26 protein-coding genes and 2 pseudogenes are annotated in these 25,497 nt (G+C 73.3%); 17 read left to right on the top strand and 11 right to left on the bottom strand.

The annotated features are described in order from the left end of the window. Positions 1-38: 38 nt before the first annotated feature. The 5 genes from ACZ4UU_RS11480 to ACZ4UU_RS11460 form a co-directional block, all read right to left on the bottom strand. The gene (locus ACZ4UU_RS11480; protein WP_468038752.1) at positions 39-227 is read right to left on the bottom strand and encodes a hypothetical protein; all 189 of its coding nucleotides are present in this window, start codon (positions 225-227) and stop codon (positions 39-41) included. An 86-nt stretch (positions 228-313) separates the two neighbouring features. Next, complete coding sequence (locus ACZ4UU_RS11475; protein ID WP_468038750.1) at positions 314-682, bottom strand: DUF6479 family protein; 369 nt, start codon at positions 680-682, stop codon at positions 314-316. 127 nt (positions 683-809) lie between these two features. After that, complete coding sequence (locus ACZ4UU_RS11470) at positions 810-1,622, bottom strand: class I SAM-dependent methyltransferase (RefSeq protein WP_468038748.1); 813 nt, start codon at positions 1,620-1,622, stop codon at positions 810-812. Between the two features lie 136 nt (positions 1,623-1,758). After that, positions 1,759-2,373, bottom strand: a complete 615-nt coding sequence (locus ACZ4UU_RS11465) for a DUF305 domain-containing protein (protein ID WP_468038746.1) — start codon at positions 2,371-2,373, stop codon at positions 1,759-1,761. An 88-nt stretch (positions 2,374-2,461) separates the two neighbouring features. After that, positions 2,462-2,926, bottom strand: coding sequence for a DUF6153 family protein (locus ACZ4UU_RS11460; protein WP_468038744.1), 465 nt, complete (start codon positions 2,924-2,926; stop codon positions 2,462-2,464). 168 nt (positions 2,927-3,094) lie between these two features. Here ACZ4UU_RS11460 and ACZ4UU_RS11455 point away from each other — a divergent pair, with 168 nt between their 5' ends. The 6 genes from ACZ4UU_RS11455 (at position 3,095) to ACZ4UU_RS11430 (ending at position 6,309) form a co-directional block, all read left to right on the top strand. Then, positions 3,095-3,499, top strand: coding sequence for a sortase-dependent protein (locus ACZ4UU_RS11455; protein WP_468038742.1), 405 nt, complete (start codon positions 3,095-3,097; stop codon positions 3,497-3,499). 56 nt (positions 3,500-3,555) lie between these two features. Then, positions 3,556-4,173: a class F sortase gene (locus ACZ4UU_RS11450; RefSeq protein WP_468038740.1), complete on the top strand. Its 618-nt coding sequence runs from the start codon at positions 3,556-3,558 to the stop codon at positions 4,171-4,173. A 45-nt stretch (positions 4,174-4,218) separates the two neighbouring features. Further along, positions 4,219-4,710: an RNA polymerase sigma factor gene (locus tag ACZ4UU_RS11445; protein ID WP_234766524.1), complete on the top strand. Its 492-nt coding sequence runs from the start codon at positions 4,219-4,221 to the stop codon at positions 4,708-4,710. Then, positions 4,694-5,203, top strand: a complete 510-nt coding sequence (locus ACZ4UU_RS11440) for a hypothetical protein (RefSeq protein WP_468038738.1) — start codon at positions 4,694-4,696, stop codon at positions 5,201-5,203. The genes ACZ4UU_RS11445 and ACZ4UU_RS11440 overlap by 17 nt, the downstream gene beginning before the upstream one ends. Positions 5,204-5,328: 125 nt before the next feature. Continuing rightward, positions 5,329-5,703, top strand: a complete 375-nt coding sequence (locus ACZ4UU_RS11435) for a VOC family protein (protein ID WP_468038736.1) — start codon at positions 5,329-5,331, stop codon at positions 5,701-5,703. Between the two features lie 63 nt (positions 5,704-5,766). Further along, entirely contained in the window at positions 5,767-6,309 is a 543-nt protein-coding gene (locus ACZ4UU_RS11430; RefSeq protein ID WP_468038734.1) for a GNAT family N-acetyltransferase, read from the top strand. Between the two features lie 31 nt (positions 6,310-6,340). Here ACZ4UU_RS11430 and ACZ4UU_RS11425 read toward each other — a convergent pair whose 3' ends face one another. After that, positions 6,341-7,306: an expansin EXLX1 family cellulose-binding protein gene (locus tag ACZ4UU_RS11425; protein WP_468038732.1), complete on the bottom strand. Its 966-nt coding sequence runs from the start codon at positions 7,304-7,306 to the stop codon at positions 6,341-6,343. Between the two features lie 235 nt (positions 7,307-7,541). Between ACZ4UU_RS11425 and ACZ4UU_RS11420 the strand changes: the two genes are divergently transcribed. The 8 genes from ACZ4UU_RS11420 to ACZ4UU_RS11385 all read left to right on the top strand — a co-directional run bounded on the left by ACZ4UU_RS11420 (position 7,542) and on the right by ACZ4UU_RS11385 (position 17,265). Next, the gene (locus ACZ4UU_RS11420) at positions 7,542-8,966 is read left to right on the top strand and encodes a hypothetical protein (RefSeq protein ID WP_468038730.1); all 1,425 of its coding nucleotides are present in this window, start codon (positions 7,542-7,544) and stop codon (positions 8,964-8,966) included. Positions 8,967-9,021: 55 nt separating this feature from the next. Then, a complete protein-coding gene (locus ACZ4UU_RS11415; protein WP_468038729.1) occupies positions 9,022-10,278 on the top strand; it encodes an AAA family ATPase in 1,257 nt (418 codons plus the stop codon). Next, a complete protein-coding gene (locus ACZ4UU_RS11410; protein WP_468038727.1) occupies positions 10,275-11,588 on the top strand; it encodes a vWA domain-containing protein in 1,314 nt (437 codons plus the stop codon). The genes ACZ4UU_RS11415 and ACZ4UU_RS11410 overlap by 4 nt, the downstream gene beginning before the upstream one ends. A 113-nt stretch (positions 11,589-11,701) precedes the next feature. Next, positions 11,702-12,217 carry a signal peptide protein gene (locus ACZ4UU_RS11405; protein ID WP_468038725.1) on the top strand — a complete coding sequence of 172 codons (516 nt, stop codon included), beginning with the start codon at positions 11,702-11,704 and terminating at the stop codon, positions 12,215-12,217. 217 nt (positions 12,218-12,434) lie between these two features. Further along, positions 12,435-14,669, top strand: coding sequence for an MMPL family transporter (locus tag ACZ4UU_RS11400; protein WP_468038723.1), 2,235 nt, complete (start codon positions 12,435-12,437; stop codon positions 14,667-14,669). Between the two features lie 159 nt (positions 14,670-14,828). Beyond that, on the top strand, positions 14,829-16,103 hold the full coding sequence (locus tag ACZ4UU_RS11395) for a sensor histidine kinase (protein WP_468038721.1): 1,275 nt from the start codon (positions 14,829-14,831) through the stop codon (positions 16,101-16,103). Positions 16,104-16,122: 19 nt separating this feature from the next. Further along, positions 16,123-16,791 carry a TetR family transcriptional regulator gene (locus ACZ4UU_RS11390; RefSeq protein WP_468038719.1) on the top strand — a complete coding sequence of 223 codons (669 nt, stop codon included), beginning with the start codon at positions 16,123-16,125 and terminating at the stop codon, positions 16,789-16,791. Positions 16,792-16,869: 78 nt separating this feature from the next. Beyond that, a complete protein-coding gene (locus tag ACZ4UU_RS11385; protein WP_468038717.1) occupies positions 16,870-17,265 on the top strand; it encodes a hypothetical protein in 396 nt (131 codons plus the stop codon). Positions 17,266-17,395: 130 nt separating this feature from the next. On the opposite strand, the gene ACZ4UU_RS11380 is transcribed toward ACZ4UU_RS11385, so the two are convergent. After that, complete coding sequence (locus tag ACZ4UU_RS11380; protein WP_468038715.1) at positions 17,396-17,953, bottom strand: flavoprotein; 558 nt, start codon at positions 17,951-17,953, stop codon at positions 17,396-17,398. Next, positions 17,950-19,221 (bottom strand): helix-turn-helix domain-containing protein, encoded by a 1,272-nt coding sequence (locus ACZ4UU_RS11375; protein WP_468038713.1) that lies wholly within the window; start codon positions 19,219-19,221, stop codon positions 17,950-17,952. The genes ACZ4UU_RS11380 and ACZ4UU_RS11375 overlap by 4 nt, the downstream gene beginning before the upstream one ends. 176 nt (positions 19,222-19,397) lie before the next feature. On the opposite strand from ACZ4UU_RS11375, the pseudogene ACZ4UU_RS11370 reads away from it, so the two are divergent. Then, positions 19,398-19,685, top strand: a pseudogene (locus ACZ4UU_RS11370) (ATP-binding protein); the annotation flags it as partial. A 103-nt stretch (positions 19,686-19,788) separates the two neighbouring features. Here the strand turns inward: ACZ4UU_RS11370 and ACZ4UU_RS11365 are convergent. Then, positions 19,789-20,627, bottom strand: a pseudogene (locus ACZ4UU_RS11365) (deoxyribodipyrimidine photo-lyase); the annotation flags it as partial. Positions 20,628-20,658: 31 nt separating this feature from the next. Then, positions 20,659-22,185, bottom strand: coding sequence for an SDR family oxidoreductase (locus tag ACZ4UU_RS11360; protein ID WP_468038711.1), 1,527 nt, complete (start codon positions 22,183-22,185; stop codon positions 20,659-20,661). 120 nt (positions 22,186-22,305) lie between these two features. Between ACZ4UU_RS11360 and ACZ4UU_RS11355 the strand changes: the two genes are divergently transcribed. Continuing rightward, complete coding sequence (locus tag ACZ4UU_RS11355; RefSeq protein WP_468038709.1) at positions 22,306-22,446, top strand: hypothetical protein; 141 nt, start codon at positions 22,306-22,308, stop codon at positions 22,444-22,446. A 42-nt stretch (positions 22,447-22,488) separates the two neighbouring features. On the opposite strand, the gene ACZ4UU_RS11350 is transcribed toward ACZ4UU_RS11355, so the two are convergent. Then, positions 22,489-23,535: a helix-turn-helix transcriptional regulator gene (locus tag ACZ4UU_RS11350; protein ID WP_468038707.1), complete on the bottom strand. Its 1,047-nt coding sequence runs from the start codon at positions 23,533-23,535 to the stop codon at positions 22,489-22,491. A gap of 254 nt (positions 23,536-23,789) precedes the next feature. Between ACZ4UU_RS11350 and ACZ4UU_RS11345 the strand changes: the two genes are divergently transcribed. After that, positions 23,790-25,496, top strand: a complete 1,707-nt coding sequence (locus ACZ4UU_RS11345; RefSeq protein WP_468038705.1) for an amidohydrolase — start codon at positions 23,790-23,792, stop codon at positions 25,494-25,496. Position 25,497: the final 1 nt, after the last annotated feature.

Here is a 25,497-nt window from a genome sequence, read left to right as displayed (position 1 = left end):
CGGCTCCCCCCGGGTGAAGAGTCACAGAGGCGGCGGCGCTAACGCTTCATCGCGCGGTACCGTCTCAGCAGATCGCCGATCCGCACCGGGTCCTTGTGGCCGTTCAGCTCGGCCAGCAGGTCGTCGGGGCACAGTTCGTAGAGGTCGCCCCAGAAACGGCGACCGTGGTTGTCCCAGATGCGGTAGCCACCGGGGACACCCCTGGCCACATAGCGTCGTCTGCTCAATCCGCCCCCTGCCCGATCCGTTCACGGCCCGGGCAGGATGGCATCGGACAGCTGCTCCCGTCGCCCCGGTTTTTGGGGTGGGGCGCTCAGCCGTGCCCCAGGCCGCCCCCGCCGAAGGAGCCGCTCTTTCCGGGCAGCCAGCGCTTGCGGTGCTGGTCCTCGCTGCGCCTGCTCCCCGCGTGGTGCAGCTCGTGCGGCAGGAGCCGTTCCCTGCCCTGCGCGTGCGGTACTTCGTCCGGCTCCCTGAGCTCGCGCTCCTCGTGGACCGGGCCGGTGTCGGGCAGATGCGGCTGCTCGTCGGGCGTGGGCCGGGGCAGCTCTCGATCACGGACCCGCATGCCGAGCTGCACGGCCCAGACCAGTGCGCCGGCGATGAACAGGCCACCCGCGAAGGCGGCGATCACGTTGAGTACCTCACTCGACGTGGCCGCTAGAACAAACGTCGCTGTACTCATGCCCCAATTATCACCGAAAGGGACGAATAAGCTCCCGCAGGGACGGCCGGAATCGCCCACCCCGCTTGTTCTCACGGGTCTACGCGCGTTCCCCGGACTTCCCGGACTCCCCGGACACCCGGCGCCCTCACGGACGCTCTCCCCGCACCGCCCAGGCCCGTGCCGTGAGCGGGACGGAGCCGTCCGGCGCGACGGGGATCCGCGCGCGCAGGCCTTCGCGCAGTCGGTCGCGTGCGGCGGGTGCGAGGGAGGCGACGTAGCCCGGGGCGGGGCCCTGGCCGGACAGGAACGGGTCCCACAGGTCGGCGAAGTCGGCGAAGACCGTGGGCACCTCGATGGAGGTCGTGGACACGTCGGCGAGTCCCGCGTCCGTCCACAGGCTGTGGAGCGGCTCGGGACGGCAGCCCCGGAAGCGGCGGCCCTCGTCCAGCGCGGCGGCGGCCGGGTCGGTCTCGGCGGCGGCGGCCCAGAAGTGGGTGAGGAGAGCCATGCCGTCGCCGTAGTCCCAGACGTACGCCGCGACCAGGCCGCCGGGGCGGACGGAGCGGGTCAACTCGCTTACGGCGGCGGGTGGTTCGGGCAGGAAGTTCAGGGTCAGGCCGCTGACCGCCACGTCGAAGGTGCCGTCGCGGACCGGCAGTGCGAGGGCGTCCGCCACGAGGTAGCGCGGCGAACCGGTACCGGAAGCCGGGGCCGTCGCCCGTGCGGCAGCGTTCACGAACCCCTCGGAGCGGTCGCACCCCACCACCTCCCGGGGCCGGTGCCGCGCCGCCACCGCCGTCGGCAGCACCCCCGTGCCGCACCCCACGTCCAGCCAGCGCAGCCCGTCCGCACGGGCCAGCCACGTGAGGAACTCCCGCGCGACGACCCGGCTCCACCGGCCCATGTACCGCTCGTAGGCGGCCCCCGAGGCCCACACGTCGAACCGCTGGTCTGCCATGTCCGTAACGATCCTCCGTGCGGCCGGTGTCCGAAACCTCCGCAGCCCGCCCGGCCTGTGTCGTGATCGTGGCCGGGCGGGTCCCGGGGCGTCGTATCAGCGCCGGTCGGGTCTGACGCGAACGCTCAGCGTCGCGTCAGCTCCCGTTCTCGCCGAGCAGCTTGTTCATCTCCTCGATCTCGGCGGTCTGGGCGCTGACGACGTCGTCGGCCAGCTCGGTCGCGGGGCGGTACCGGCCCTTCGCCTCCTCGTCCTCGGCCATCTCCACCGCGCCTTCGTGGTGCTCGACCATGAGGGTCAGGAAGAGGGTGTCGAAGGCCTTGCCGGAGGCCTTGGACAGCTTGTCCATGTCCTCCTGGTCCATCATCCCGGCCATACCGGAGTGACCGGAGTGGTCCATGCCGGGCGCGGCCGACGGCACGTCCTCGCCCCACGTCCTCAGCCACCCGGTCATCTTCCTGATCTCCGGGTCCTGGGCCTTCTCGATACGTGCGGCGAGGTCCTTGACCTGGTCCGAGGAGGCACGGCCGGCGGCCAGCTCCGCCATCTGGAGGGCCTGCTGGTGGTGGGGGATCATGCCCTGCGCGAAGGAGACGTCCTGGGCGTTGTGCTGCTCGGGAGCGGCGGCCGGGGACTCGTCACCGCCGCATGCGGAGAGGACGAGGGCGGCGGTGACGGCCGTCGCGGCCAGGGCGGCGCGACGGGGCAAAGTACGGATACGGCTACGGGTACGGGTACAGGTACGGGTCATGCTGAGGACTCCTGCGCATACGTGAGGTACGGACATGGCTGAGTGCCGTACGCCCGCAGGTGGCGGGGACGGACGGCTCGGCCTTGTCCTAGGTCCGCAGGATCTGAAGTTCGGCCAGTGAGGGAGGCGCGCGCCCGCCCTCGGTCGCGGCGGTCACGGAACGGCGGTCGAGGTCGCCGACGACCGCGGCGCCGCCCGGATCGGGTGCGAGGGCGGGCAGCACGGGGCCCGCGCCGACCGCACTGGAGGCGCAGGTGGGGTCGGCGTGCTGGGCATGCCCGCCGCCCGGGGCGGAGCCGTGGCAGACCGTTTCGTCGGTCATGGCCGCCGTATGGCCACCCATGGCGGTGTCGGCGGCGGGGGAGGGCGCGGGCGTGGGGGACGCGTGATGCGGTGCGGCATGAGTGGCGTGCGAGCCGGCCGCGACCGCGTCGCCGGGCGCGAGCGCGTGCATCCCGAACACTCCGGCCAGCAGCCCGAGCAGCAGAAGCATGCGCCACGGTCCCGTCATCGGGAGCCGCGGCGCACGGTGTTGCTGTGCGCGGGCTGTCACGCCCTCATCGTACGGAGGCCGTGCGGGTCCGGTTCACCGCCCCGGTCTCCGGACGACTTTGCCATCTCTTTACAACCCGCCCCACCCCCGCGTCGTCTCTCCGCTCGACCCGTCACCCAGCCCGTCCGGTAGGCAGTACCGCGCGGACCGACGAAAGAGAGCGAATCGATGCGCCGAACCGTCCTCAGCGCCCTGGCCCTGACCTGCACAGCCCTGTTCGCGACCGCCGCGCCCGCGGTCGCCCACAGCGGCACCTCGCCGACCCCGGTCCCCAGCCCGACCGCCACGGTCCCCTCCGAGACGGCCGTCCCGACGCCCAGCGCGGAGCCGACCCGTCCCCCGACCGCCGTCCCGTCGGAGACCTCGGTGCCCTCGGCCGAGCCGACCCGGGCGCCCGGAGGCGGCCAGGTCTCCGTCGTCCCGTCCGGAGCGCCCGACACCGGCGAGGCGGCGGGCACTTCGGGCTCGGGGAACGAGCGGGCCGGGCTGTTCGGCGCGGGCGCGGCGGCGGTGCTGGTCGCCGGGGGCGCGACGGCCTTCGTCGTACGGCGTCGGCGGGCGACCGGCGCGTGACGCCGCCGGCGACGGGCCCGCGACCCCTGTCCAGGCGGGCGTTCACCACGGCGGCGATGGCGTCGCTGCTGGTGGGCTGCGCCGGCCAGGGAGCGGAGCAGCAGGGCGCGACCGCGAGTTCGCGGCGACGGAGAGACGCGGACGACGCGGACGACGCGAACGGGGCCGGTGCGGACCGCACGCCCGCGCCGTCGGCGAACTCGGCGCGTGCGCTCGGCCGTTCCGCCCCCGTACGGTTGCGGATCCCGGCGATCGGGGTCGACACGCCGGTCATCCGGCTGGGCCTGGCGCGGGACGGCACGGTCGAGGTGCCGCCGATCACGGCCGACGACCGGGCGGGCTGGTACCGGCACTCGCCGGCGCCGGGTCAGGTCGGCCCGTCGGTGATCCTCGGACATGTCACGGTGGGCGCGTACGGGGACGGGGTCTTCCGCGATTTGGGCCGGCTGCGCCGGGGTGACCGGATCGTGGCGGGCAGGAAGGACGGCAGCTCGGCGGAGTTCACGGTCAGCGCCGTACGGACGGTGGCCAAGGCCGACTTTCCGGCGGACGACGTCTACGGGGACGTGGACCGACCGGAGCTGCGGCTCATCACGTGCGGGGGGCCGCGGGAGGGCGAGGAGTACCGGGACAACGTGATCGTGTTCGCGAAGCTGAGCGCCACGTCCTCGTGAGCGTCCGGTATCCGTCCACATGACCATGGAGAGCGTTGGAGAGCGTTGAAACGGTCCCGAGACAAGGCGGCGTCCGAGCTGTTCGCCGCCCTCTACCCGCGCCTGGCCGGCTGGTGCCGCCGTCTCGTCGACGACGACGAGACGGCCCACGAGATCGCCTCCGAGGCGTTCACCCGGCTCTGGGCCCGCTGGAGCCGGGTGGAGGAGCCGCGCGGATTCCTCTACGTCACGGCGGCCAACCTGGTCCGGGACCACTGGCGCAAGCTGGAGCGCGAACGGCGGGCCGTGCGCCGGGCCACGACGGAGGCGGCGATCAACTCCCACACCGAGCAGGCGGACCCGTCCGTACGCCTGCTGGTCCAGTCCCTGCCCGAACGCCTCCGTACCCCGATCCTCCTCCACTACTACGCTGACATGCCGATCCGGGAGGTGTCCGTGCTGACCGGACGTAAGGAAGGAACCGTCAAGGCCGACCTCCACGCGGCCCGCGAACTGCTCCGCGTCCACCTGAGGAGAAGCCTTGACCACACGCTTTGACGACGGGGCGGACGACCCGGAGCTCGCCCCCGACGACCCCCTCGCGGTGATCCTCGCCCCCTCCTCGGACTACCTCGCCCCGCCCCCTGGCAGCTACGGCACGATCCGCCGCAGGGCGGCCCGCCGACGCCTGGCGCGTGCGGCGATCGGCGCGGGCGCGACCTGCGCCGTGGCCCTCCTGGTGGCCCTGCCGCTCAACCTGGGCACGTCCGACGGCCCCCCGACCCCCGCGCCCCCGCTCGCCCCGCCCCCGGTGACCGACCGTACGACGCCCCCCTCCCCGTCGGCGGTCCCGAGTCCCTCCGCCTCACCGCCCCGAACCGCCTCGCCCACACCGACCGTTCCGCCGCGGGCCACCACCTCCGAACCCACGCAGACCCCCGGTACCGCCGCGTCCCGTACCCCGAGCAGCCCGGCGGTGCCGACCGCCGCGCCGTCGGTGACGCCGACGAGGGGTGTCACGCCGAGCGAGACGGGCGCGACCCGGCCGTAGCGTCGACGTGCTCCGGCGACAACTCCTGTGGGGCTGCTGCCGTACACCACTACGGTGGGGGCGGGCCGCGGATCGAGGTCGGCTGCCGTGGCGCGGAAGCGGGCGAAGAGCGAGAGGTGTCGGAAGTGATTCGAAAGTTGCAGGCGGTCGCGCTGGACTGTGCCGATCCGCTGCGGCTCGCCGAGTTCTACGCGGAGCTGCTCGGCGGCCGGGTGGTCGCGGACCCCGAGGCGCCCGAATGGGTCGAGGTGCACGGGTTCGAGGGGACGCCGCTGGCCTTTCAGCGGGCGGCGGGCTACCGGCCGCCCGAGTGGCCCGGCCAGGAGCGGCCGCAACAACTCCACCTGGACTTCGACGTGGACGACCTCGACGCGGAGGAGAAGCGGGCGCTCGCCCTCGGCGCGACCGTGCTGGAGCGCACGGACCAGATCCGTCCGGGGGCCAACTGGCGGGTCTACGCGGACCCGGCCGGCCATCCGTTCTGCTTCTGCCTCCACTGAGTTCGGCCGGGTGCCCCGACTATTCGTTTGCCGCGGCTCGGCCCGGTCGGATAGGAAGCCCGCATGCTGAAGGGCGAGAAGGTCGGGCTGAGGGCCCGGCACGAGGACGACATACCGGTCCTGCGGGCCGAGCTCTACGACGACGTGGTCAACGCCTCGCGCGCCGAAGGCGGACCGTGGCGGCCGATCACGCCCGGCTTCAAGGATCCGCGGCTCGTCGTGGACGACACCAAGGAGGCGTCCGTCCCCTTCTCCGTGGTGGAACTGGCCGGCGGCACCCTGGTCGGCACGGCGACGCTCTGGGGCATCGACCTGCACAACCGGTGCGCGCACATCGGGCTGGGCCTGCTGCCGTCCTCGCGCGGCAAGGGCTACGGCACCGACGTCGTCGCGGTGCTGTGCCACTACGGGTTCGTCGTGCGCGGCCTCCAGCGGCTCCAGATCGAGACGCTGGCGGACAACACCGCGATGCTGCGCTCCGCCGAGCGCAACGGCTTCGTCCGCGAGGGCGTCCTGCGCTCCTCGGCCTGGGTGATGGGCGAGTTCCTGGACGAGGTGCTGCTCGGGCTGCTCGCGCGGGACTACCGGGAGGGGAAGCACTGCTAGGGCCGGACAGGCCCCAGGCACCCGCTGACGGTCAGTGCGCCGCGAACTGGACCCGTGTCGGTTGCACGGCGTCCGGGCGTATCGCGATCCCCTCCACCGTCAGCGTCTCCCCGTAGATGTCCGTGATCCTGATCGCGCCCCCGCACCCGCTCCCCTGCTCGGAGAGGAAGTAGTTGTAGGCGGTGCGCTGCAGTTGGCGCCAGGCGCCGCCCGCGTCGCGGACCTCCAGCCGGGCCAGCGGGTTGCGGTGGTCCAGCGCCTGGATGCCGCACCAGTGGACGCTGGAGCCGGTCTTGTAGCGGATCGCGATCCTGTCGGACGTGTCGGGGCTCAGCAGGCTCCAGGTGACCGGTATGCGACCGGCCGAGGGCGCCGCGAGCTTGGCGAACGCCTGGGGGCTGAGGTCGAGTTGGCCGGGCGCGCAGGGCAGGGGGCACTCGTTGGTGATGCGGACGGTGACCGAGGCGCCGTTCGCCGCGCGGACCAGGACATGCGCCCCGCAGGCCTTTGACGTCTCGTAGTCGGTGTGGTTCATCGCCGCCGTCATGACGTCGTCGGTGGGACCGTACAGACAGGCGCCGTCGCCGTTGCCGATGTCGTAGAAGGTGGCGACTCCTTCGTAGCCGGTGCCGGGGCGGACACGGCCGGCCAGGGGCGCCGAGCCCGAAGCGCGCTGCGGGGTGGTGGACTTGGCCGCCGAGCCCGCCGCCGCGGTGGCGGGTGTGCGGGGCGGTGGGGTGGTCCTCTTGGCGCCGGCGGTCGGGGACGCCTTGGACGGTTTCGGCTTCGGGGTCGGTCTCGGGCTCGGTGTGGTCCGCGGGGGTGCCGACCGGCTGTCGGCGGTGGTCGCGGTCGCGGTGTGACCGGCCGTGGACGTGCCGTCGGGGCGCAGCGCCATGAGGAGCGACGCGGCGAGGGCGACGGCCGCCACGACCACCGCGGGGACGAGGGCGCCGCGCCACTTGCTGGGGGACCGGCGGTGAGAAGGGGATGCCACGGGGGAGTCCTTACGGGAGGGAGTCGTCCGTGTGTCAGTGGTCGCCGGGGGCCGAAAGGTTGCCGGGGGAGGCCGACAGGTGCCGGGGACGCCGAAAGGCTGCCGGGTTCGGGGCGTCGCTGCCCCCGGAACGGAAAATCCCTCGCGTCCCGGCGCGCGCGGCGTTACGCTCGCCCGCGATGACGACTCATTCTGTTGCCAGATTGGGGGTCCCGTCCGCGCAAGGTGAGTGCTGATGGGCACTCGGATCGCGAACGGGGATTCCCGGCCCGCCCGCTCCCGCGGGCCTTACGAGCTTTCCTTCTGGCCGCGCGTGCGCGAGTTCGCCGTGCCGGCCCCCATGATCGAGACCGCCACCGCCCGTCGGCTGGCGGGTGACTGGGCGGGAGCGTGCGCCGCCGCCGGTGTCGACGTCGATCTCAACCTGCGTGCCGTAGCGCGTGATCACGGCCGGGACCTCGCCGCCCGGGTCCGGGACGACCTACGCCATCTCGCCCCCGACCTGCTGCGCTGGCACATGCCGAGGATCGCCCCCGACGGCCTGCTGCGGCCGGGGCTGACCCTCGCTCTCGCCCGGTACGGCGGCGGGGCTCGGGACTCCGGACGCGCGGTGCACCTCGTGGTGCGCACCGCGCCGGCGTGGGCCGACGCCGGGCAGCGGATCAGCCTCGCCCTGTGGGACGGGGGCCGGTCCCGGGGCTCGTCCCCGCGGCCACGCCCCCACGACCCGCATCCGCATCCCCACCCTCGTCCCAGTCGCAGGTTCCGGCTCGATCTGCACCGGCACCTGTGGGATGCCCGCAGGGCCGGTGAGCTGCGGGTCCGGGCCGGCGACGGGCTGGATCCGGGGCTGCTGGGGGACGTGCCGTCGGACGGGCGCCGCTGTGCCGTCGACCGGTGGGCCGACGAGGCGCGGATGCTGCTGCGCGCCGAGGGGCGGCCGGCCGGGCCCGTGCTCGTGCGGTTGGGCGGTCGGCGCCGACTGGTGCTGGAGGGACTCGCGGACGAGGGAGCACCGCGGGTCGCGGCCGCCGCCAAGGGGCGTACGTCCGCGCTGCCGGTGCTGCCCGACGCCGCGACCTGGGTCCTGCCCGACCTGGCGTTGCTGCGGGCCGGGGTGATCGACGCCGGCCGGCTCCACCCGCTGGTCGCCTCCGCACTCGTACCGGACTGGGACCTGGCCCCGCCCCCGGCGCCCGGGCCGACCGGGCCACCAGGACGGCCGCGTTCCGTGGACTGCCGTGGTGCCCGGCATCGGATCGGTCTGGTCGACGGCGTACTGGTTCCCCTGGACCACGACCCCGCCGAGATCCGGCGCGAGGAACTGCTCACCGCCCTGACCGGCACGCCCCTGCCCTGCCTCCAGGCCATCGACGAGGCGCACCGGCACCCGGAGTGCCTGCCCGACGTGCGCGAACGGCTCGACCACGGCGACATCGCCGGAGCGCTGGCTGTCGTCGAGGGGCTGCTGGGCCCAGCGGCGACGCTGCGGGAGGGTGCGCTGCTGGAGGAGTTGGAGGCGGCCGCGCGGCGGCGCATCACGTACGGGCTGTTCAGGGCGGGACTGATCGGTCCCGGACCGGCGCGGGTCGGGTACGACGAGCGCGGGCGGCCGCCCCGTCTTCAGCGCACACACGCCCGGCACGCGACCCGGCCCTGACTCGCGTCCACGCGCCACCCCTTCTTTCCCTTCACAACCCCCAAAGGTGACCCATATGCCCACACGCACCCTGTCCTCCTCCCCCTCGTCCCATTCCTCCGTCACCCAACTCGACGTAGCCGCCGACCTGTTGGCCCTCCTCCGCGACACCACCACCGAACCCCGGCCCGACGAACAGCTGGAGGCCCTCACCCTGGCCGTGGCCGCCGATCTGCCCGTGCTGCTGTGGGGTGAGCCGGGGATCGGCAAGACCGCGGCGCTCACCCAGCTCGCCGCGGCCCTGGAGCTTCCGCTCACCACCGTGATCGCGAGCGTGCACGAGCCGTCCGACTTCTCCGGGCTGCCCGTCGTCGGGGACGACCCGGCGGAACAGGGCGTGCCCATGGCTCCGCCGGACTGGGCCGTACGGCTGGTGAAGGCCGGGCGGGGGCTGCTGTTCCTGGACGAGTTGTCGACCGCGCCGCCGGCCGTGCAGGCCGCGCTGCTGCGGCTCGTGCTCGAACGGAGGATCGGCGCGTTGCGGCTGCCGCCGGGGGTGCGGATCGTGGCCGCCGCCAATCCGCGCTCGTCGGCGGCCGACGGCTGGGAGCTGAGCGCGCCGCTGGCCAACCGGTTCGTGCACCTTCAGTGGACGCACGACCACGAGGTCGTCGTACGGGGACTCGGCGGGACCTGGCCCCGGGCGACGCTGCCGCGCCTCGATCCGGAGAAGCTGGCGGGCGCGGTCGAGTTCGCTCGTCGTGCCGTCGGCGGGCTGCTCTCGGGGCGCCCCGGGCTGGTGCACCGGTTGCCCAGCAGTGAGACGCGGCGGGGCGGGCCGTGGCCCTCGCCGCGGAGTTGGGAGATGACGCAGTGTCTGGTCGCGTTCGCCACCGCGGCCGGGGCCTCCCGGGAGGTGCTCTCCCTGCTGGTGCGCGGCACGGTGGGCGACGGGCCGGGGCTGGAGCTGCTGGCGAGCGTGGACCGGATGGACCTGCCGGATCCGGAGCTGCTGCTCGCCGATCCGGCGGCTGCCGAACTGCCCGAGCGGGGGGATCTGCGGCAGGCCGCGCTGGACGGTGTGGTGGAGGCGGTGCGGGCCCGTCCGGACCGGGCCCGTTGGGACGCGGCGTGGGCGCTGCTGGTGCGGGCGGTGGAGACCGGGGCGCCGGACTTGGCAGTCGTCCCCGCGACCACCCTCGCCTCCCTGCGCCAGGAGGACTGGGACGTACCGGCGTCCATCGAGCGGCTCGCCGGTGTGGTCTCCCTGTCCCGGCGGGCGGACCAGGCGGCGGCCCGGACGGCCACGGCGGCGAAGGCGGGGCGGCGATGAGAGGGGAGGAGGTGGGGGCGGTGCGGGAGACGTCCCTGCGGGACACGTCCCGGGCTCCGGAGTCGGGGGCGGCCCGGGACACTCCCGCCCCCCTGAACCGCGACAAGCTCTTCGCCGCCCGGCTGCACGCCGCCCGGGCCCGCCCCTACCTGGCGACCGCCCTGTTCGCGCTGCACGTCGTCGAGTCGCGGCGGGTGCCGACGATGGCGGTGGACCGGCATTGGCGGTGCTATGTGTCGCCGGCGTTCGTGGCGCGGATGCCGGTGGAGGAGCTGGCCGGGGTGTGGGTGCACGAGGTGTCGCATCTGCTGCGCGACCATCACGGGCGCGGCGACCGGGTGGCGCGGGAGCGTGGGCTGAGCGGGCCGGGGGAGCGGCTGCGGATGAACATCGCCGCCGACTGCGAGATCAACGACGACGTGTACGGGGACGGGCTGGCCCGGCCCGAGGGGGCCGTCGAGCCGGCGACGCTGCTGCTGCCCGAGGGCGAGCTCATGGAGGACTATCTGCGCCAGTTCCGGCTGGGGCCGCGGACCCAGGACCTGGCCTGGCTGGACTGCGGCAGCGGCGCCGACGGGCTGGAACGGGAGTGGGACCTGGGGGCGGACGGCGCGCACGGGCTCAGCGCGCAGGAACGCGACGCGGTCCGCTTCCGGGTCGCGCAGGGCATCACCGGGCGCCCGGGCAGCACCTCGCAGGGATGGCAGCGGTGGGCGGAGGAGGCGTTCCATCCGCCGCAGCCCTGGCGGGAGTTGCTGGGCGCGGCCGTGCGGTCGGCCGCCTCCGGACCCGGTGCGGGCGAGGACTACACGTACGGCCGCCCCTCGCGTCGCGCCGCCTCGGTGCCCGGCGCCGTCCTGCCGAGCCTGCGCCGCCGTCCGCCTCGCGTCTGTGTCGTCATCGACACCTCCGGCTCGGTCAGCGACGCCGAACTGGGCAGCGCGCTCCTGGAGGTCGCCGCGATCTCCCGGGCCGTCGGCGGACGCCGTGACCTGGTCAGCGTGGTGCCGTGCGACGCGGCGGCCGGGGGCGTGCACCGGGTGTGCCGGGCGGAGGGGATTCCGCTGGTCGGAGGCGGGGGTACGGATCTGCGCGCGGGCTTCGCCAGGGCGCTGCGGGCACGGCCCCGGCCCGATGTCGTCGTGGTCCTGACGGACGGTCAGACCCCGTGGCCGGGCGAACGGCCGCCCTGCCGCACGGTGGTGGGGCTGTTCCCGCGGCAGCACACGTACCGGCCGTACGACGAGGACGATCCCGAGTACGTGCCGGACCGACCGCCCGCGTGGGCAAGGGTGGTCGACATCGGATAGGACGCCGACGACGGGCGGCAGAAAGGGCTTGCGTAACCTTGGTCACGTCCCTGGCGGCAGCCATGGGCGGGGGGAACACCAGTCACCCGAGCGAATCCGAAGGATCAGCGAACGTGTCGTTGAAGATCAGCCGTCCCAGGGTCGCCGCCCTGGCCCTCATGGCGGCACTCATGGGCGTCGCCGCGGCAGGACCGGCCGTGGCGGCCACCACCCCGCAGACCACCGCGGCGACGTCCACGGCTCTGCCCGGACAGACGCCCGCCATACCCACCGAGTTCGTCGAACTGCCCACCAGCGCCCTCGTCGCCGACGACGCGAGCCACGAGGTCACCGTCACCTACCGCAACGACTCGTCGGCGGACCGCACGGTCGCGCCGCAGCTCCTCGTGGAGTCGCCGGACGGCGGGCCGTTCCTGAAGCCGGCCGACGTCCGCGTCGAGCGGCGCGGCGCGACCGGCTGCTGGGAGACCGTGCAACTCGGCACCCAGACCGGCACCTTGTACACCGACCTCGTCACCGCCCAGCGCACGCTGCACGCGGGCGACACCCTCACCGAGGTCTACCGGATCACCGCCCTCGACCCCGAGGCCGAGGGCACCGTGCACCCGAGGGTCGCCCTCTACGGCTGACCCCCGGCCGGGCCGCCACCGGCGCGCGAGGGACCAGGCGGCGAGCGGGCGGCGTACGACCGACGCCCGCCGCACCTGGTCCCTTGGGTGGACCCCGCGCCCCGCCCGTACTGCGTTCTGAGTACCGGCGATTGTCGGCAGCCGCACGACGACACGGCACACCCGCTCCCGAGAGTCTGGGCACACGTTCGAGTCCCAGATGTGGAGACCCTCTGCCGTGGCTGATTTCCTGTATCGAGTGGGCCGTCTGGCCTTCCGGCGACGCTGGTACGTCGCCCTGGTCTGGGCGGCCGTGCTGGCCGCCGTCGGACTGGGGGCGCTGAAGGCCCCGGGCGCGGCCGACGAGGAGTTCTCGATGCCGGGCATCGAGTCGCAGAAGGCGTTCGACCTGATGGAGGAGCGCTTCCCGGGCGCGAGCGCCGACGGCGCGACCGCGCGGGTCGTGTTCGTCGCGCCGGGCGGTGAGAAGGTGACCGCCGCCGAGAACAAGAAGGCCGTCGAGGAGGCCGTGGCCGAGCTCGGCCAGGGGTCGCAGGTCGCCGCGGCCGTCGACCCGTTCCAGGCACGGGCCGTCAGCGAGGACGGTACGACCGCGTACTCGACCGTCACCTACAAGGTCGGCGCGAGCGACCTCACCGACGCCAGCAAGACGCATCTGACCAAGACCCTCGCGCAGGCCCGTGACTCCGGGCTGACCGTCGAGTCCGGCGGGAGCGCCATGGAGAGCGGTGGCGGTCCGGGCGGGGCGGCCGAGGTCATCGGCGTCGCCATCGCCGCAGTCGTCCTCCTCGTCACCTTCGGGTCCCTCGCCGCCGCCGGGCTGCCGCTGCTGACCGCGATCATCGGCGTCGGCGTCAGCATGGCCGGCATCCTGGCCCTGTCCTCCGCCCTCGGCCTGTCCACCACGACCGGCACGCTCGCCATGATGCTGGGCCTCGCGGTCGGCATCGACTACGCCCTGTTCGTCGTCTCCCGCTACCGGGAGGAGCGTGCCAAGGGCCGTACGCCGCAGGAGGCGACCGGGATGGCGGTCGGCACGGCCGGTTCCGCGGTCGTCTTCGCCGGGCTCACCGTCGTCATCGCGCTGGCCGGGCTCTCGGTCGTCGGCATTCCGATGCTCACCAAGATGGGGCTGGCCGCGGCGGGCGCGGTCGTCGTCGCCGTACTCATCGCGCTGACGCTCGTTCCGGCCTTCCTCGGCTTCTGGCCGAACGCCGTGCTGTCCAGGCGGGCCCGCAAGAGCGGCCGGGTGGCAGAGGAGGCCGCCGACAACGGCGGCACCCGCTGGGCGCGGTTCGTGCTGCGGCGCCCCCTGCCCGTGCTGCTGCTCGGCGTCGTCGGCCTCGGGGCGCTCGCCGTGCCGATGACCGACCTTCAGCTGGGCATGCCAGGCGACGAGGCCAAGGCGACCTCCACCACCGAGCGGCGGGCCTACGACGCGCTGGCCGAGGCCTTCGGGCCGGGCTTCAACGGGCCGCTCACCGTCGTCGTGGACGCCAGGGGCGACGACGACGCCAAGGGCGCCGTCACCGCGATCTCCGAGGAGATCGGCGGCACGAAGGGCGTCGTGTCCGTCTCCCCGGCCCGCTTCAACGAGACCGGTGACACCGCCGTGTTCTCCGTCGTGCCGTCCACCGCGCCCACCGACGAGAAGACCAAGGACCTGGTCACCACCATCCGGGGCGAGCGGGCCGGCGTCGAGGCCGAGACCGGGGCGACCTTCGAGGTCACCGGAACGACCGCGCTGAACATCGACATCTCCGACAAGGTGCAGGCCGCGCTGGTGCCGTATCTGATCGTCGTGGTCGGGCTGGCGATCGTGCTGCTGCTCGTGGTCTTCCGGTCGCTGCTCGTCCCCCTGAAGGCGGCCCTCGGCTTCCTGCTGTCGGTGCTGGCGGCCCTCGGCGCCGTGGTCGTGGTGTTCCAGCAGGGGCACGGCGCCGAACTGCTGGGCGTGGAGCAGACCGGGCCGATCATGAGCCTGATGCCGATCTTCCTGGTGGGCATCGTCTTCGGACTCGCCATGGACTACGAGGTCTTCCTGGTCTCCCGGATGCGGGAGGCGTACGTCCACGGAGAGTCGGCCCGGCAGGCGGTCACCTCCGGCTTCCGGCACAGCGCCCGCGTCGTCGTGGCCGCCGCGCTGATCATGATCGCGGTCTTCGCCGGGTTCATCGGCGAGAGCGACTCCATGATCAAGATGATCGGCTTCGGGCTCGCCACCGCCGTACTCCTCGACGCCTTCGTCGTACGGATGGCGATAGTGCCGGCCGTGCTCGCCCTGCTCGGCGACAAGGCCTGGTGGCTGCCGAAGTGGCTGGACCGGGTCCTGCCCCGGGTGGACGTGGAGGGGGAGGCGCTCAGCCGACGCTCCGAGCCGCAGGAGTGGGCGGACACGGCGGCCGGGGCGGACCCGGCCAGGGCGGCCGACCTGGACGTGGCGCGCACCTGATCCGACCGGCGTGACCCTTCGCAGGGACCGGCAGCCGCGTGCGCGGCCCGCGCGCCTCCCCCCACAGGGACCGCCCGTGACCAAGGACACGGGCGGTCCCGGCGGCCGTTCGTACCGCAGGCGTCCACCATGGACCGAGTCCACCGACCGGAGAGCACCATGACCACCAGCCCGGAGCGGCGCTACGCGGACCGCATCGAGGAGTTCTCGGACCGCCACACCTTCGCCATCGACGCGGTGCTGGTCATGGCGCTGATGGGCTGCGCGACCCTCGGCAGCATGCTCACCCTGCCCGGCGCCGAACCGCCGGACCAGGACCGGACCGCCACCGCCCTTTTGGGCCTGTCCTGCCTCTCCCTGCTGAAGCACCGCACCCACCCGCGCGTCGCAGTCGTCGTCTCCGGGCTCTGCGCAGCGACCGTGGTCGGACTCGGATATCTCCTGACCCCCCTGCTGCTGGCCCCCGTCATGGCGGCGCTCTACTGGCTGGCCACCCTCACCGACCGCAGGACCACCCGGGCCTACGGCATCACCACCCTGGTGGCGGTGATCGTCGCGGCGGCGTTCTCCGACTCCATGGACCACATCTCGCTGCTGCTCAGGACGCTGGGCCCGCTGTTCTGGCTGCTGCTGCCCCTGGCCGCCGGCAACATGACCCGGCTGCGCCGCGCCTACCTGGCCGCGGTGCAGGCCCGTGCCGAGCACGCCGAGCGCACCCGGGAGGAGGAGGCCCGGCTGCGGGTCACCGAGGAGCGGATGCGGATCGCCCGCGAGCTGCACGACGTCGTCGCCCACCACATGGCGCTGGCCAACGCCCAGGCCGGCACGGCCGCGCACCTCGCGCTGACCAGCCCCGAGCAGACCAAGGCGATCCTCACCGACCTCACCGGCACCACGTCGTCCGCGCTGCGCGAACTGAAGGCCACGCTGGGGCTGCTGCGCCAGAACGGCGACCCGGACTCCGCCCCCCTGGAGCCGTCACCGGGGCTGGCCCGGCTGCCCGAACTGGTCTCGGCGTGCGCCTCGGCCGGGCTCAAGGTCACGGTCACCACGGACGGCGAACCCCAGCACCTGTCCCCCGGCGTCGACCTGACCGCCTACCGCATCGTCCAGGAGGCGCTCACCAACGTGACCAAGCACGCCTCCGCCCAGGCCGCGCACGTCCGGTTCGAGTACTCCGGGTCCCGGCTGACGATCACCGTCAGCAACGATGGTCCGGTCGCCTCCGGGGCCTCCGGGTCCGCCGGGGCCCCCGCGCCTGCTGAGCCCGACACCGCGCGGAGCCGGGGCTTCGGCGTCATGGGCATGCGCGAGCGCGCCCGCTCCATCGGCGGCGACCTGTGCGCGGGGCACCGCCCGGAGGGCGGCTTCGAGGTCACGACCGCGTTGCCGCTCCAGCCGTACGTGGCTGACGGGGGCGGCGGCTCTGAGTAGGCGTCCAACGAGGTTCTCCGTGGCCAAGCCGGCCGCCCGTGAGCCCTTGCGCCGCAACTCGAGGGCCAACCGGGCACGCATCCTGGCCACGGCCCGCCGCGAACTCGGACGGAACCCCGACGCCACGCTGGAGGAACTGGCGCGGGCCGCCGGTGTCGTACGGCGCACTCCCTTCGGCCACTTCCCCGGGAAAGAGGCGCTGTTGGAGGCCCTCGCCGAGGAGGCCGCCGAGAGCCTGCGGGGCGCGCCGGCGACCGGAGTGCCGTCCACGCGGGACGAGTCCGCCGAGCTGTCGCTCGCCCGCCTCGCGTTCTCGATGTGGCCCGTCGGCGACCGCTACCGCCTGCTCCTGGCACTGGCCCAGCGCGACCTGGGCGCGGAGCGCGTGGCCGAGGTTCTCGCACCGACCCGTGCGACAGCCACGGCGATCCTGGAGCGCGGGCAACGCGACGGCGTCTTCCACACGCATCCGCCTGCCGCCGCGTTGAGCGCCGGCCTCGAAGCGATGACCGGCGCACTGCTGGAGTCGGTCAACGACGGGGTACTGGAGGACGACGGCACCTGCACCGCCATCGCCACGCTCATCGCGGCCGGGGCGCCGGAGGCGCGGGCGTGCGAGGTCGCCGAGGTGGTTGCGTCTACGGCGGCCGTGGCGGAGTCGGCGGTGGAGTCGGGGGCGGCACCATGACCGGCGCCGTGCAGGCCACTCCGTTCTCCGTCAACCCCTCCATGACGAACTGACCCAAGGACCCGCCAGGAGCCCCGCATGCCCATCCGTCGTCAGCCCGACCCCGTACCGAACGGCCCCAACTTCGGCATCATCAACACCGGTCACATGACCGGCCCCGCCCAAGCCGCGCCGTTCTCCCAGAACGCCACCCAGACCAACAACATCACCAACGAAGCCGTCGACAAGGCCCGTGAAAGCATCGACGACCTACGACGGCGCCTGGAAGAACTGCGCGGCCAGTACCCCGAGGTGGACGGCGCCCTGCGCGACCTCGGCATGATCGCCCCGCGGCTCGACGAACCCGATCAGGACCCCGGCACCCTGCGCTACATGCTCCAGAACCTCGTCGAACGATGCGGAGGCATCCCCGGCGTCCTCGCCGCAGCCCAGCTCGTCCAGTCCACCGTCACAGCCTTGCTACCCGGATCCTGAGGCTCACCAGAGCGGCCTGCAACTGGCGTAAGTTGCCCGCCCGATCTCCGGTTCGGACAGCTACCTCAGCGCCAGGGCGCACAGTTCGAGCTGGCCTGACAGTCCAGCAGCACCGTCACTCTCCTCGGCATCACGGCCGCGTGGACACCTTGGGAGTGAGCAGTTCCAGCGCCTCATCCCAGCGGTAGCGATCCGCCCCGCCGCCTGCCTTCGGCCGGTGAGGCTCGTACGAGCCGATCAGGACGTCCATCTCGCGCAACCGCTCCAGGCTCTGCCGATACGCGGGGTGGGCGGCCTGGGCCGAGTTCACGTACGGCAGGACTGCGGTGGGGATGCCCATGCCGTACGCCTCACACAGGATGCCCAGGGCCAGAGTGTCGGAGATCCCTGCCGCCCACTTGTTGACCGTGTTGAAGGTGGCCGGCGCCACCGCAATGGCGTCGGCGGGCGGCAAGGGGCGAGGATCGCCGGGTGAGCGCCAGGCCGAGCGGATCGGGTAGCCGGTCTGGGCTTCGACCGCCTCCGTGTCGATGAAGCCCAAGCCCTGCGGGGTGGCCACAACACCCACGTTCCAGTTCGCCTCCTGAGCAGCCGTGATCAGCTTGCCGACGCTGTCGGCGACTCCGGCCGCGCACACGACGATGTACAGGAACGGCTTCTTGGCCTGCTGGTCGGGCTGGTCGCTCACGCGGGGACTCCCAGTTGACGGCTGAAGTGATGCAGTGCGGGCAGCGTACGGCGACGGTCGCGGGCGGCCATATCCGCGACCAGTTCCCGGACAGCGGGGCGGCGGATGTCCTGGGCCGCGCAGCTTTCGGCGATGCGCAGCGCCTGGTACCCGTCGGCGAGGCGGCCCTGCTGGTTGTAGGCGCGGGCGGCCTCGACCCACAGGGCAGCGCGACGCTCGGGGACGGGAATGTGCCGGCGCATGAGGGGGCGGGCGGTCTTCAGGGCAATGCCGGCGTCCCCGAAGGAGACCGCCGCGCTGACCTGGTGAAGGGCGACGTTGGTGGGACTGAAGTTCGCCCAGGCGTCGGGTCGGTCGAAGGTGACGTAGCGCGCGACTTCCCTGGCCTCCGTGAGGAAGTCCTCGGTGGTGTCCGGGTCGCCGTTCCTGCTGGCGGCGGTCGCCCCGCGGAGCAGCAGCAGGCCGACCGCTGCCAGATAGCGCGGCGGGCGCTGGTCGTAGGAGCCGGTGAGCTGGTCGGCGGTGTGGCGGATGATGTTCACGGCCTGTGCGGTGTGCTTCTCGCGAACGAGGACGTGAGCGTGAACACGGACGCTGGCGGCGAGCACAACGGGGTCCCCGGACCGCTCCGCCTCGGCCATGGCGCGACCGGCCGCGAGCCAGGCGTTGCCTTGGTCGGCTCTCTTCAGCATCAGGCTCACCGACGTCTGGTACGCGGTCGCGAGCAAGGCGGACGCATCGGCCGAGCCGGATGAGCCGTCGGCAGCCTGACGCAGGTCGGCGATCAGACCCGGCAGGGTCCGCTCCAGCTCGGTGTAGTCGCACGTGCAGAACAGCCGGCGTGCGGTCCGTGTCCGGTCGCGTAGCTCGTTGATGCTCATGGCCTGGCCGGTGGCCGCGGGAGTCGTACCGGGCAGCAGGACCTGGACCAGATCGTGATGAGGTGCGGCGCGCGAAGGCCGAGCCGCGAGCGCGGTGATGCCGGCGGCGAGAAAGGTACGGCGGTGCATGTCCTCTGTCTCAGGGTCCGAGGGGCTGGCATTCGAAGCGGCGGCGAGGCCAAGGCGGTGCGGTGGAATGTCCAGCACCTGCGCGACCTCGCGCAGCATGCGGACGTCCTGTGTGCCCCGGCCACTCTCCAGGCGGCTCACCTTCGACTGGTGATACCCCAGTGCGGCGGCGACGTCCTTCTGGGAGCGCCGCTGTAACACGCGCGCCTGACGGATCACTTCACCGATCCGTCTCGCTTCACTCTGTGCCTCGGCCATCTGTGCCACGGCTCCTCCTGCCGTCGCCGATCCTGCCTGCTCAACCGAGCGTAGCTGAGGGGCAATTGGCTGTGATGCAGCTCCTGCATAGGTGATGCAGCCCCAGCACACGGCCTGGTTCCGCTTGTCCCTGGCGCGGTTGCGTGGAGGAGCAGCACCGATCCAGGAGGCCGCTCATGGAAGTGCACCACGTCCGTTTTCCCGTTTCCGGCACGTCTGCTGCCGCTACGTCCGCGCGGCAGCGGCTCGCGGGTGCGATACGAGCGTGGGGCGCCTTCCTGGAGCCGGAGCTCCTGGAGACGGCGGAGCTGGTGGCAGCTGAGCTGATCACGAACGCGGTACGGCATGCGGGGCAGGGGCCCATCTCGGCCAGTGCCCGCCTGAGCGACGCGCATCTGCTGATCGAGGTGACCGACACCAGCCCCGACGTCCCGCAGGTCGGTCTGCCCGGCGCGGACGAGGAGGGCGGACGCGGCCTGTTCCTCGTCGCCGCGCTCGCGGATCGCCACGGATTCGATCCGATGCCGGCAGGCAAGCGCTGCTGGGCCGAGTTCGAGGTCAGCGTGCGGCCGCTTCGGGGCGGGCCGCCAGGACCTGGTGGTGGAAGTCCCGCCAGGCGAGCTGGCGGACGAAGGCGTGCGACCCGGCGTTGTCCTGGGCGCGGGCCCGGTGCAGCAGTTCGGTGGGGGACAGACAACCGAAGTGCAGATACGGCGAGAGCCGCGAGGTCGCGTCGGCGGCCAGGTCGTCGTGCCGCTCGTCGTAGGCGGACAGCGGGCCGGACAGCCATGACCGCAGCCTGCGGCGCGCCTCGGATTTCCCTCCGGCGGGCAGACCGGGCGACGGGGAGCCCACCGCGAGGGACTCGGCGCGGGGCAGGTCCGCCGAGCGTACGTCGGGTACCCGTACGGTGTGCGGCGCCCGCAGGACGCCCCGCACGGCGAAGCTCTCCCAGCGGCGGAAGTACGGGGTGAAGACCGCGAAGTGGTCCTTGCCGCCGCCCGAGGGTGTCAGCGTCCCTGTCGGTACGACCGTCAACGAGGGGTCGTGCACGTGAAGTTCGCGCCGGTCGCCAGCCAGCTCCGCGCGCAGCGGTCCTCGCGCCGTACCGCGTACCGGCTCCCCCCGCCCGCGAGATGCACGGTATGGGCGCCGGCCTCCGCCGCCACCCGGCAGGTCTCCTCGACCACGTCACCGAGCCGCACCACCAACCGGCCGCCCCGTTCCCGCAGGGCGGCGTCGAGGTCGGCCAGGGTGTCGGCCAGGAACGCCGCCCGGTTGGGCACGGCGAAACCGGCGCGGCGGATGCCGGTGTCGACGACGAAGAGCGGGACCACGTGTTCCGCGTCTCTCAGAGCGGCCCGCAGGACCGGGTTGTCGTGCACCCGCAGGTCCGCGGTGAACAGGGCGACGCAACGCGCACGGTTCCTCGATCCCTCAGCGGGTGCGGGCCGGTTCTGGGGCGGCCGATTCGGCCGCGGCCGCGATGTTGCGGGCCATGCCGCCGAAGACCGCGGCGTGGAACGGGGCCACGCCCCACCAGTAGGCGTGCCCGGCCAGGCCGTGCGGGTGGAACAGGGCCCGCTGCCGGTACACCGCGCACCCCTGTGGGTCCGGGTCGACGGTCATCTCCAGCCAGGCCAGGCCCGGCAGCCGCATCTCCGCGCGCAGCCGAAGCAGCCGGCCCGGCTCGATCTCCTCCACTCGCCAGAAGTCCAGGCTGTCGCCGACCCGCAGCCGGGTCGCGTCTCGGCGGCCCCGACGCAGGCCGACACCGCCCACCAGGGTGTCCAGCCAGCCGCGCAGGGACCAGGCCAGCGGCGAGGAGTACCAGCCGTTCTCGCCGCCGATCGCCTCCACCACCCGCCACAGAGCCTGCGGCGACGCCGCGACCGTGCGCCGGCGGTAGTCCGTGTAGAGGCTGCCGCCCGCCCAGTCCGGGTCGGTCGGCAGCGGGTCGCTGGGGGCGCGGGGAGTCGAGGCCGAGGACCACCGGGTGGCCACGTCCGCGTCCCGCACGCGCCGCAGAGCCAGCCGGATCGCCCGGTCGAGGGTGACCGGCCCCTCCGGTGGGTCCGGCACGTACCGGACGATGTCCCGCTCGGCGCAGACCACCTCGTGTTTCAGCGACTCGACCAGTGGGCGGGCGAGAGCGCCCGGCACCGGGGTGACCAGACCGACCCAGAGGCTGGACAACCGGGGGGTGAGCAACGGAACGGGGACGATGACGCGTTTCGGCAGCCCGGCGACGACGGCGTACCGCCGCATCATCTCCTGGTACGTGACGACATCCGGCCCGCCGATGTCGAAGGCTCGGTTCACGTCCTGCGGCAGCCGCGCGCACCCCACGAGGAGGCGGAGCACGTCGCGGACGGCGATCGGCTGGATGCGGGTGCGCACCCAGCTCGGGGTCACCATCACGGGAAGCCGCTCGGTCAGATGGCGCAGCATCTCGAACGAGGCCGAGCCCGATCCGATGACCACCGCTGCCCGCAGTACGGCGGTCGGTACGCCCGAGGCCAGGAGGATCCGGCCCACTTCGGCGCGGGACCGCAGATGGGGTGACAGTGCGTTCTCGGATACTCCGGAGGGGCTCAGCCCGCCGAGGTAGACGATCCGCCGGACTCCGGCGGCACGCGCCTGCTCACCGAAGATCCTGGCCGCGCGCCGGTCGGTCTCCTCGAAACCCCGCCCGGTGTTCAGCGCGTGCACCAGGTAGTACGCGACGTCCGTTCCCTCCATGGCCGCCCGCACAGACGCCTCGTCCGTCACGTCCCCGCGCACGGCTTCCGCCTGCCCTGCCCACGGATGGTCCTGCAGCTTGCCGGGTGAGCGGGCCAGGCAGCGCACCGAGTACCCGGCCGCGAGCAACTCCGGCACCAGCCTGCCGCCCAGGTAACCGGTGGCGCCGGTGACCAGACAGCGCAGCGGCCGGTCGTCGTCGGTCATGCCGATCGCACGCATGCCGGTCGGGTGCGCCCTGTCCGGCGACGGGTGGCGGACCGGGCCGCAGGAAACGTCATGGCTCTCATGTCTTCCCGGGACGTGCCCCTCCGAGGGGCTCTGCCGCTGTTCCCTGAGGCCATGCTTGGGGCCGAAGGCGAGCACCGCAACTCGCAGGAGCGACGAACACCTCGGACCAGCCCGAGCACCGTCGCTTCCCAGGACGGCCTGAGCGCCCGCTTCTCCGGGGACTCCGTCACCTTCCGCCCCGAGGACGCGTAACCACCCACCGATCCCCGATCCTTCGATCCCCGCCCCGTCGACTCACCGCTCCACGAAGAACGCCAGTTGCTCCGGCGCCGGGCGGAGCAGACCGTCGCGGACGGCGAGGGCGGTGGCCTCGGCGCGGGAGGTGGCGCCGGTCTTGCGGAGCAGGTGCTCGACATGGGTGTGCACCGTGCGAGGGGAGAGGAACAGGGCCTCGGCGATGGCCTGGTTGGTCTCGCCGGTGGCGGCGCGGGTGAGCACCTCCAGCTCGCGCGGGCTGAGTCCGTACGGCACTTGGGTGGGCGTCTCGTGGACCAGCACCGCGTCCGTCGCGAACCCCGGGCCCGGCCGGTGCCGGTGGAGTACGACGCGGTACCAGGCGCCGTCGGCCGGCCACAGCAGCCGCACCCGGTTCCCGGCCGTCGTCGAGGTGAACGCCCGGAGCAGGCCGTGCAGTTCCGCGTCCCGCAGTACCTCGGGGCGTCCATGGCCGGGCAGGTCGAGCACCGCGTCGGCGGTCACGAGGCAGGCCCTGCCCTTCGCCGGGAGGCGGTGCGGGGCGGCGGCGGACGCGACCGGGTCGGCGAGCACCGCGAGGGCGGGCAGTACGGAGGCGAGCAGGCGGCGCGCCTCCGTGTCGTAGGCGTCCGGGCTCTCCGTGTTGAGGTGCACCAGCCCGACCAGGCGCTCGTGGTGCCGCAGCGCCCCGGTCACGCCGTCGCGGAACCCGGCCGGGCGGACCCGCTCGGCGTAGAACCAGCCCTGGCGAAAGCGCGGCCCGAACTCCTGCGGGTCCTCGCCGTCCGCGGAGATGGACGGCGGCAGCTCCCGCTCCACGACATTGCGGTACCAGGGCGTCGCCACGAACTCACCGGCCAGGGCCTGCGCGGTCTCGGCGGTGTAGCCGATGCCCGCCAGCTGGACGTGGGCGCCGGTCAGCGGGTCCACGGTGAGCAGCGTCGCCGCGTCCAGGGGGAGGGCGCGGGCGAGTTCGCGCAGGGCCTCGGCGCAGGCGGAGACGGTGTCGTGCTCGCGGGTGAGCATGCCGATGCGGGTGGCCGCCGCGATCTGGTGGTGGCTGAGCATCTGGTGGTGGCTGAGCATACGAGCCTCCGGGGAGCGGCTCGGGAGGACCACATTTTCGTTCGGGCCCAAATATACGAGGGCGCTCGGTGCCCGACAAGGGATGGCTGAACGTGCGGCGCGCGGGCCGTGGGCTTTCGTGGTCCGCTCGCCCGGTCGGTATTTCTACGGATGGCGGCGCGCGGCGGAGCGGTCTTACCTGGTCGGCACAGCCGGACGACCCGACGCCCAGGGTCCCGGTCCCGATCGGCCCCGATCCTTTAAGGAAGCCCGGCATGAGCCCCATCGGCGCGCAGCCTCCGACCCTCGTCCTCACCGGCGGTCAAGTCCTCACCGTCGACCGGGACTTCACCGTCGCCGAGGGCGTGGCCGTGCGCGGCCGGGACATCGTGGCCGTCGGCAGTGACGCGCGGATGCGTGCGCTGGCCGGGCCCGGCACCCGGGTCGTGGAGCTGGCCGGGCGGACCGTGCTGCCCGGGATCAACGACTCGCATCTGCACGGGGCCGCTTACGGGATGACGAAGCCGCCGTTCGCCCTGGCCGTCGGCCACCCCGCGGTGGGCTCGATCGCCGACGTCGTCGCGGCCGTTCGGCAGGCGGTACGGGCCGCCCGGCCCGGCGAGTGGATCGTGGGCCTCGGCTGGGACCCCGGTTACCTCGCCGAGTGCCTGGCCGACCCGCGCCGCTTGCCGCACCGCCGCGACCTGGACGCCGTCGCGCCGGACCACCCGGTCTGCCTGACCGACTTCTCCTCGCACATGGTGTGGGTGAACTCGGCTGCGCTGCGCCGCTGCGGCATCGACGCCGGTACGGTGCCGCCGGCGGGCGGCGTCATCGACCTCGACGCCGACGGCGCGCCCACCGGCATCCTGCGGGAGGCCGCCCAGCGGCTCGTGCAGGACGCGCTGCCGACCCCGACCGTCGAGCAGCGCCGCCGGGCCATCCAGGACGTCGTTGGGGAACTGCACGCGCGCGGCATCACCAGCTACACCGAGCCCGGCCTCGGCCCCGGCGGCACCGGAACCCTCTTCGGCGGCCTGAGCACCGACAACTGGACCGCGTACGCCGACCTCGTCGCCGACGGTGAACTCGACGCCCGCGTCAGCGTGCTGCTGCTGCCCGCGCCCATGGGCGGCTCGGCCGACGACCTGCGCAAGGGGCTCGCGGAACTGCGCCGCCCGCGGTCGGCGGACCCGCGGCTGCTGAACGCCATCGGCGTGAAGATCTTCGCCGACGGAGTGCCGCCGAACCGCACCGCCTGGATGACCGAGCCCTACACCGGCGGCGGCCACGGCGCACTCTGCGTGCACGGCGCCACCCCCGCCCTCCAGGTCGACGAGCTCCGGGAGATGATCCGCGTCGCCCACGAGGCCGGGTTCCAGCTCGGGGTGCACGTCACCGGCGACCGGGCCATCGACACCGTCGTCGACGCCTTCGCCGCCGCGCAGGCGTCCGCGCCCCGGCCCGACGCCCGGCACTACGTCATCCACGGCGACTTCATCGGCCCCGGCAGCCTGGCCGAACTGGCCGCGCACGGCTACGGCGTCAATATGAACCCCGCGATCAAGTGGACCGTCTCCGATCTGATGGACGAGGTCGTGGGACCGGAGCGCTCGGCCTACCAGTGGCCGGTACAAGCCGCGGTGGCGGCCGGTGTGCGGGTGTGCGCGAGCTCGGACGCGCCGATCACCGAGCCCGACTGGCGGCAGGGCGTCGCCTCGATGATGCTGCGCGAGTCGAAGGCCACCGGCCGGACGAGCGGCCCCGAGCAGTGCGTGCCGCTCGCCGACGCCCTGCGCGCCTACACCGCGACCCCGGCCTGGCAGGACTTCGCCGACGACTGGAAGGGCACGATCGAGCCGGGCAAGGTGGCCGACCTGTGCGTCCTGGACCGCCCGCTGATCGACCTCGACCCGCACGACGTCACCGACGCCGAGGTCGACCTCACGGTGTTCGACGGGCGCGTGGTGCACGAACGCTGAC

This window comes from Streptomyces sp. NPDC028907 (genome assembly GCF_055564995.1).
Note: the sequence above shows the minus strand (reverse complement) of the source record. Positions and strands in the feature narration are given on the sequence as shown.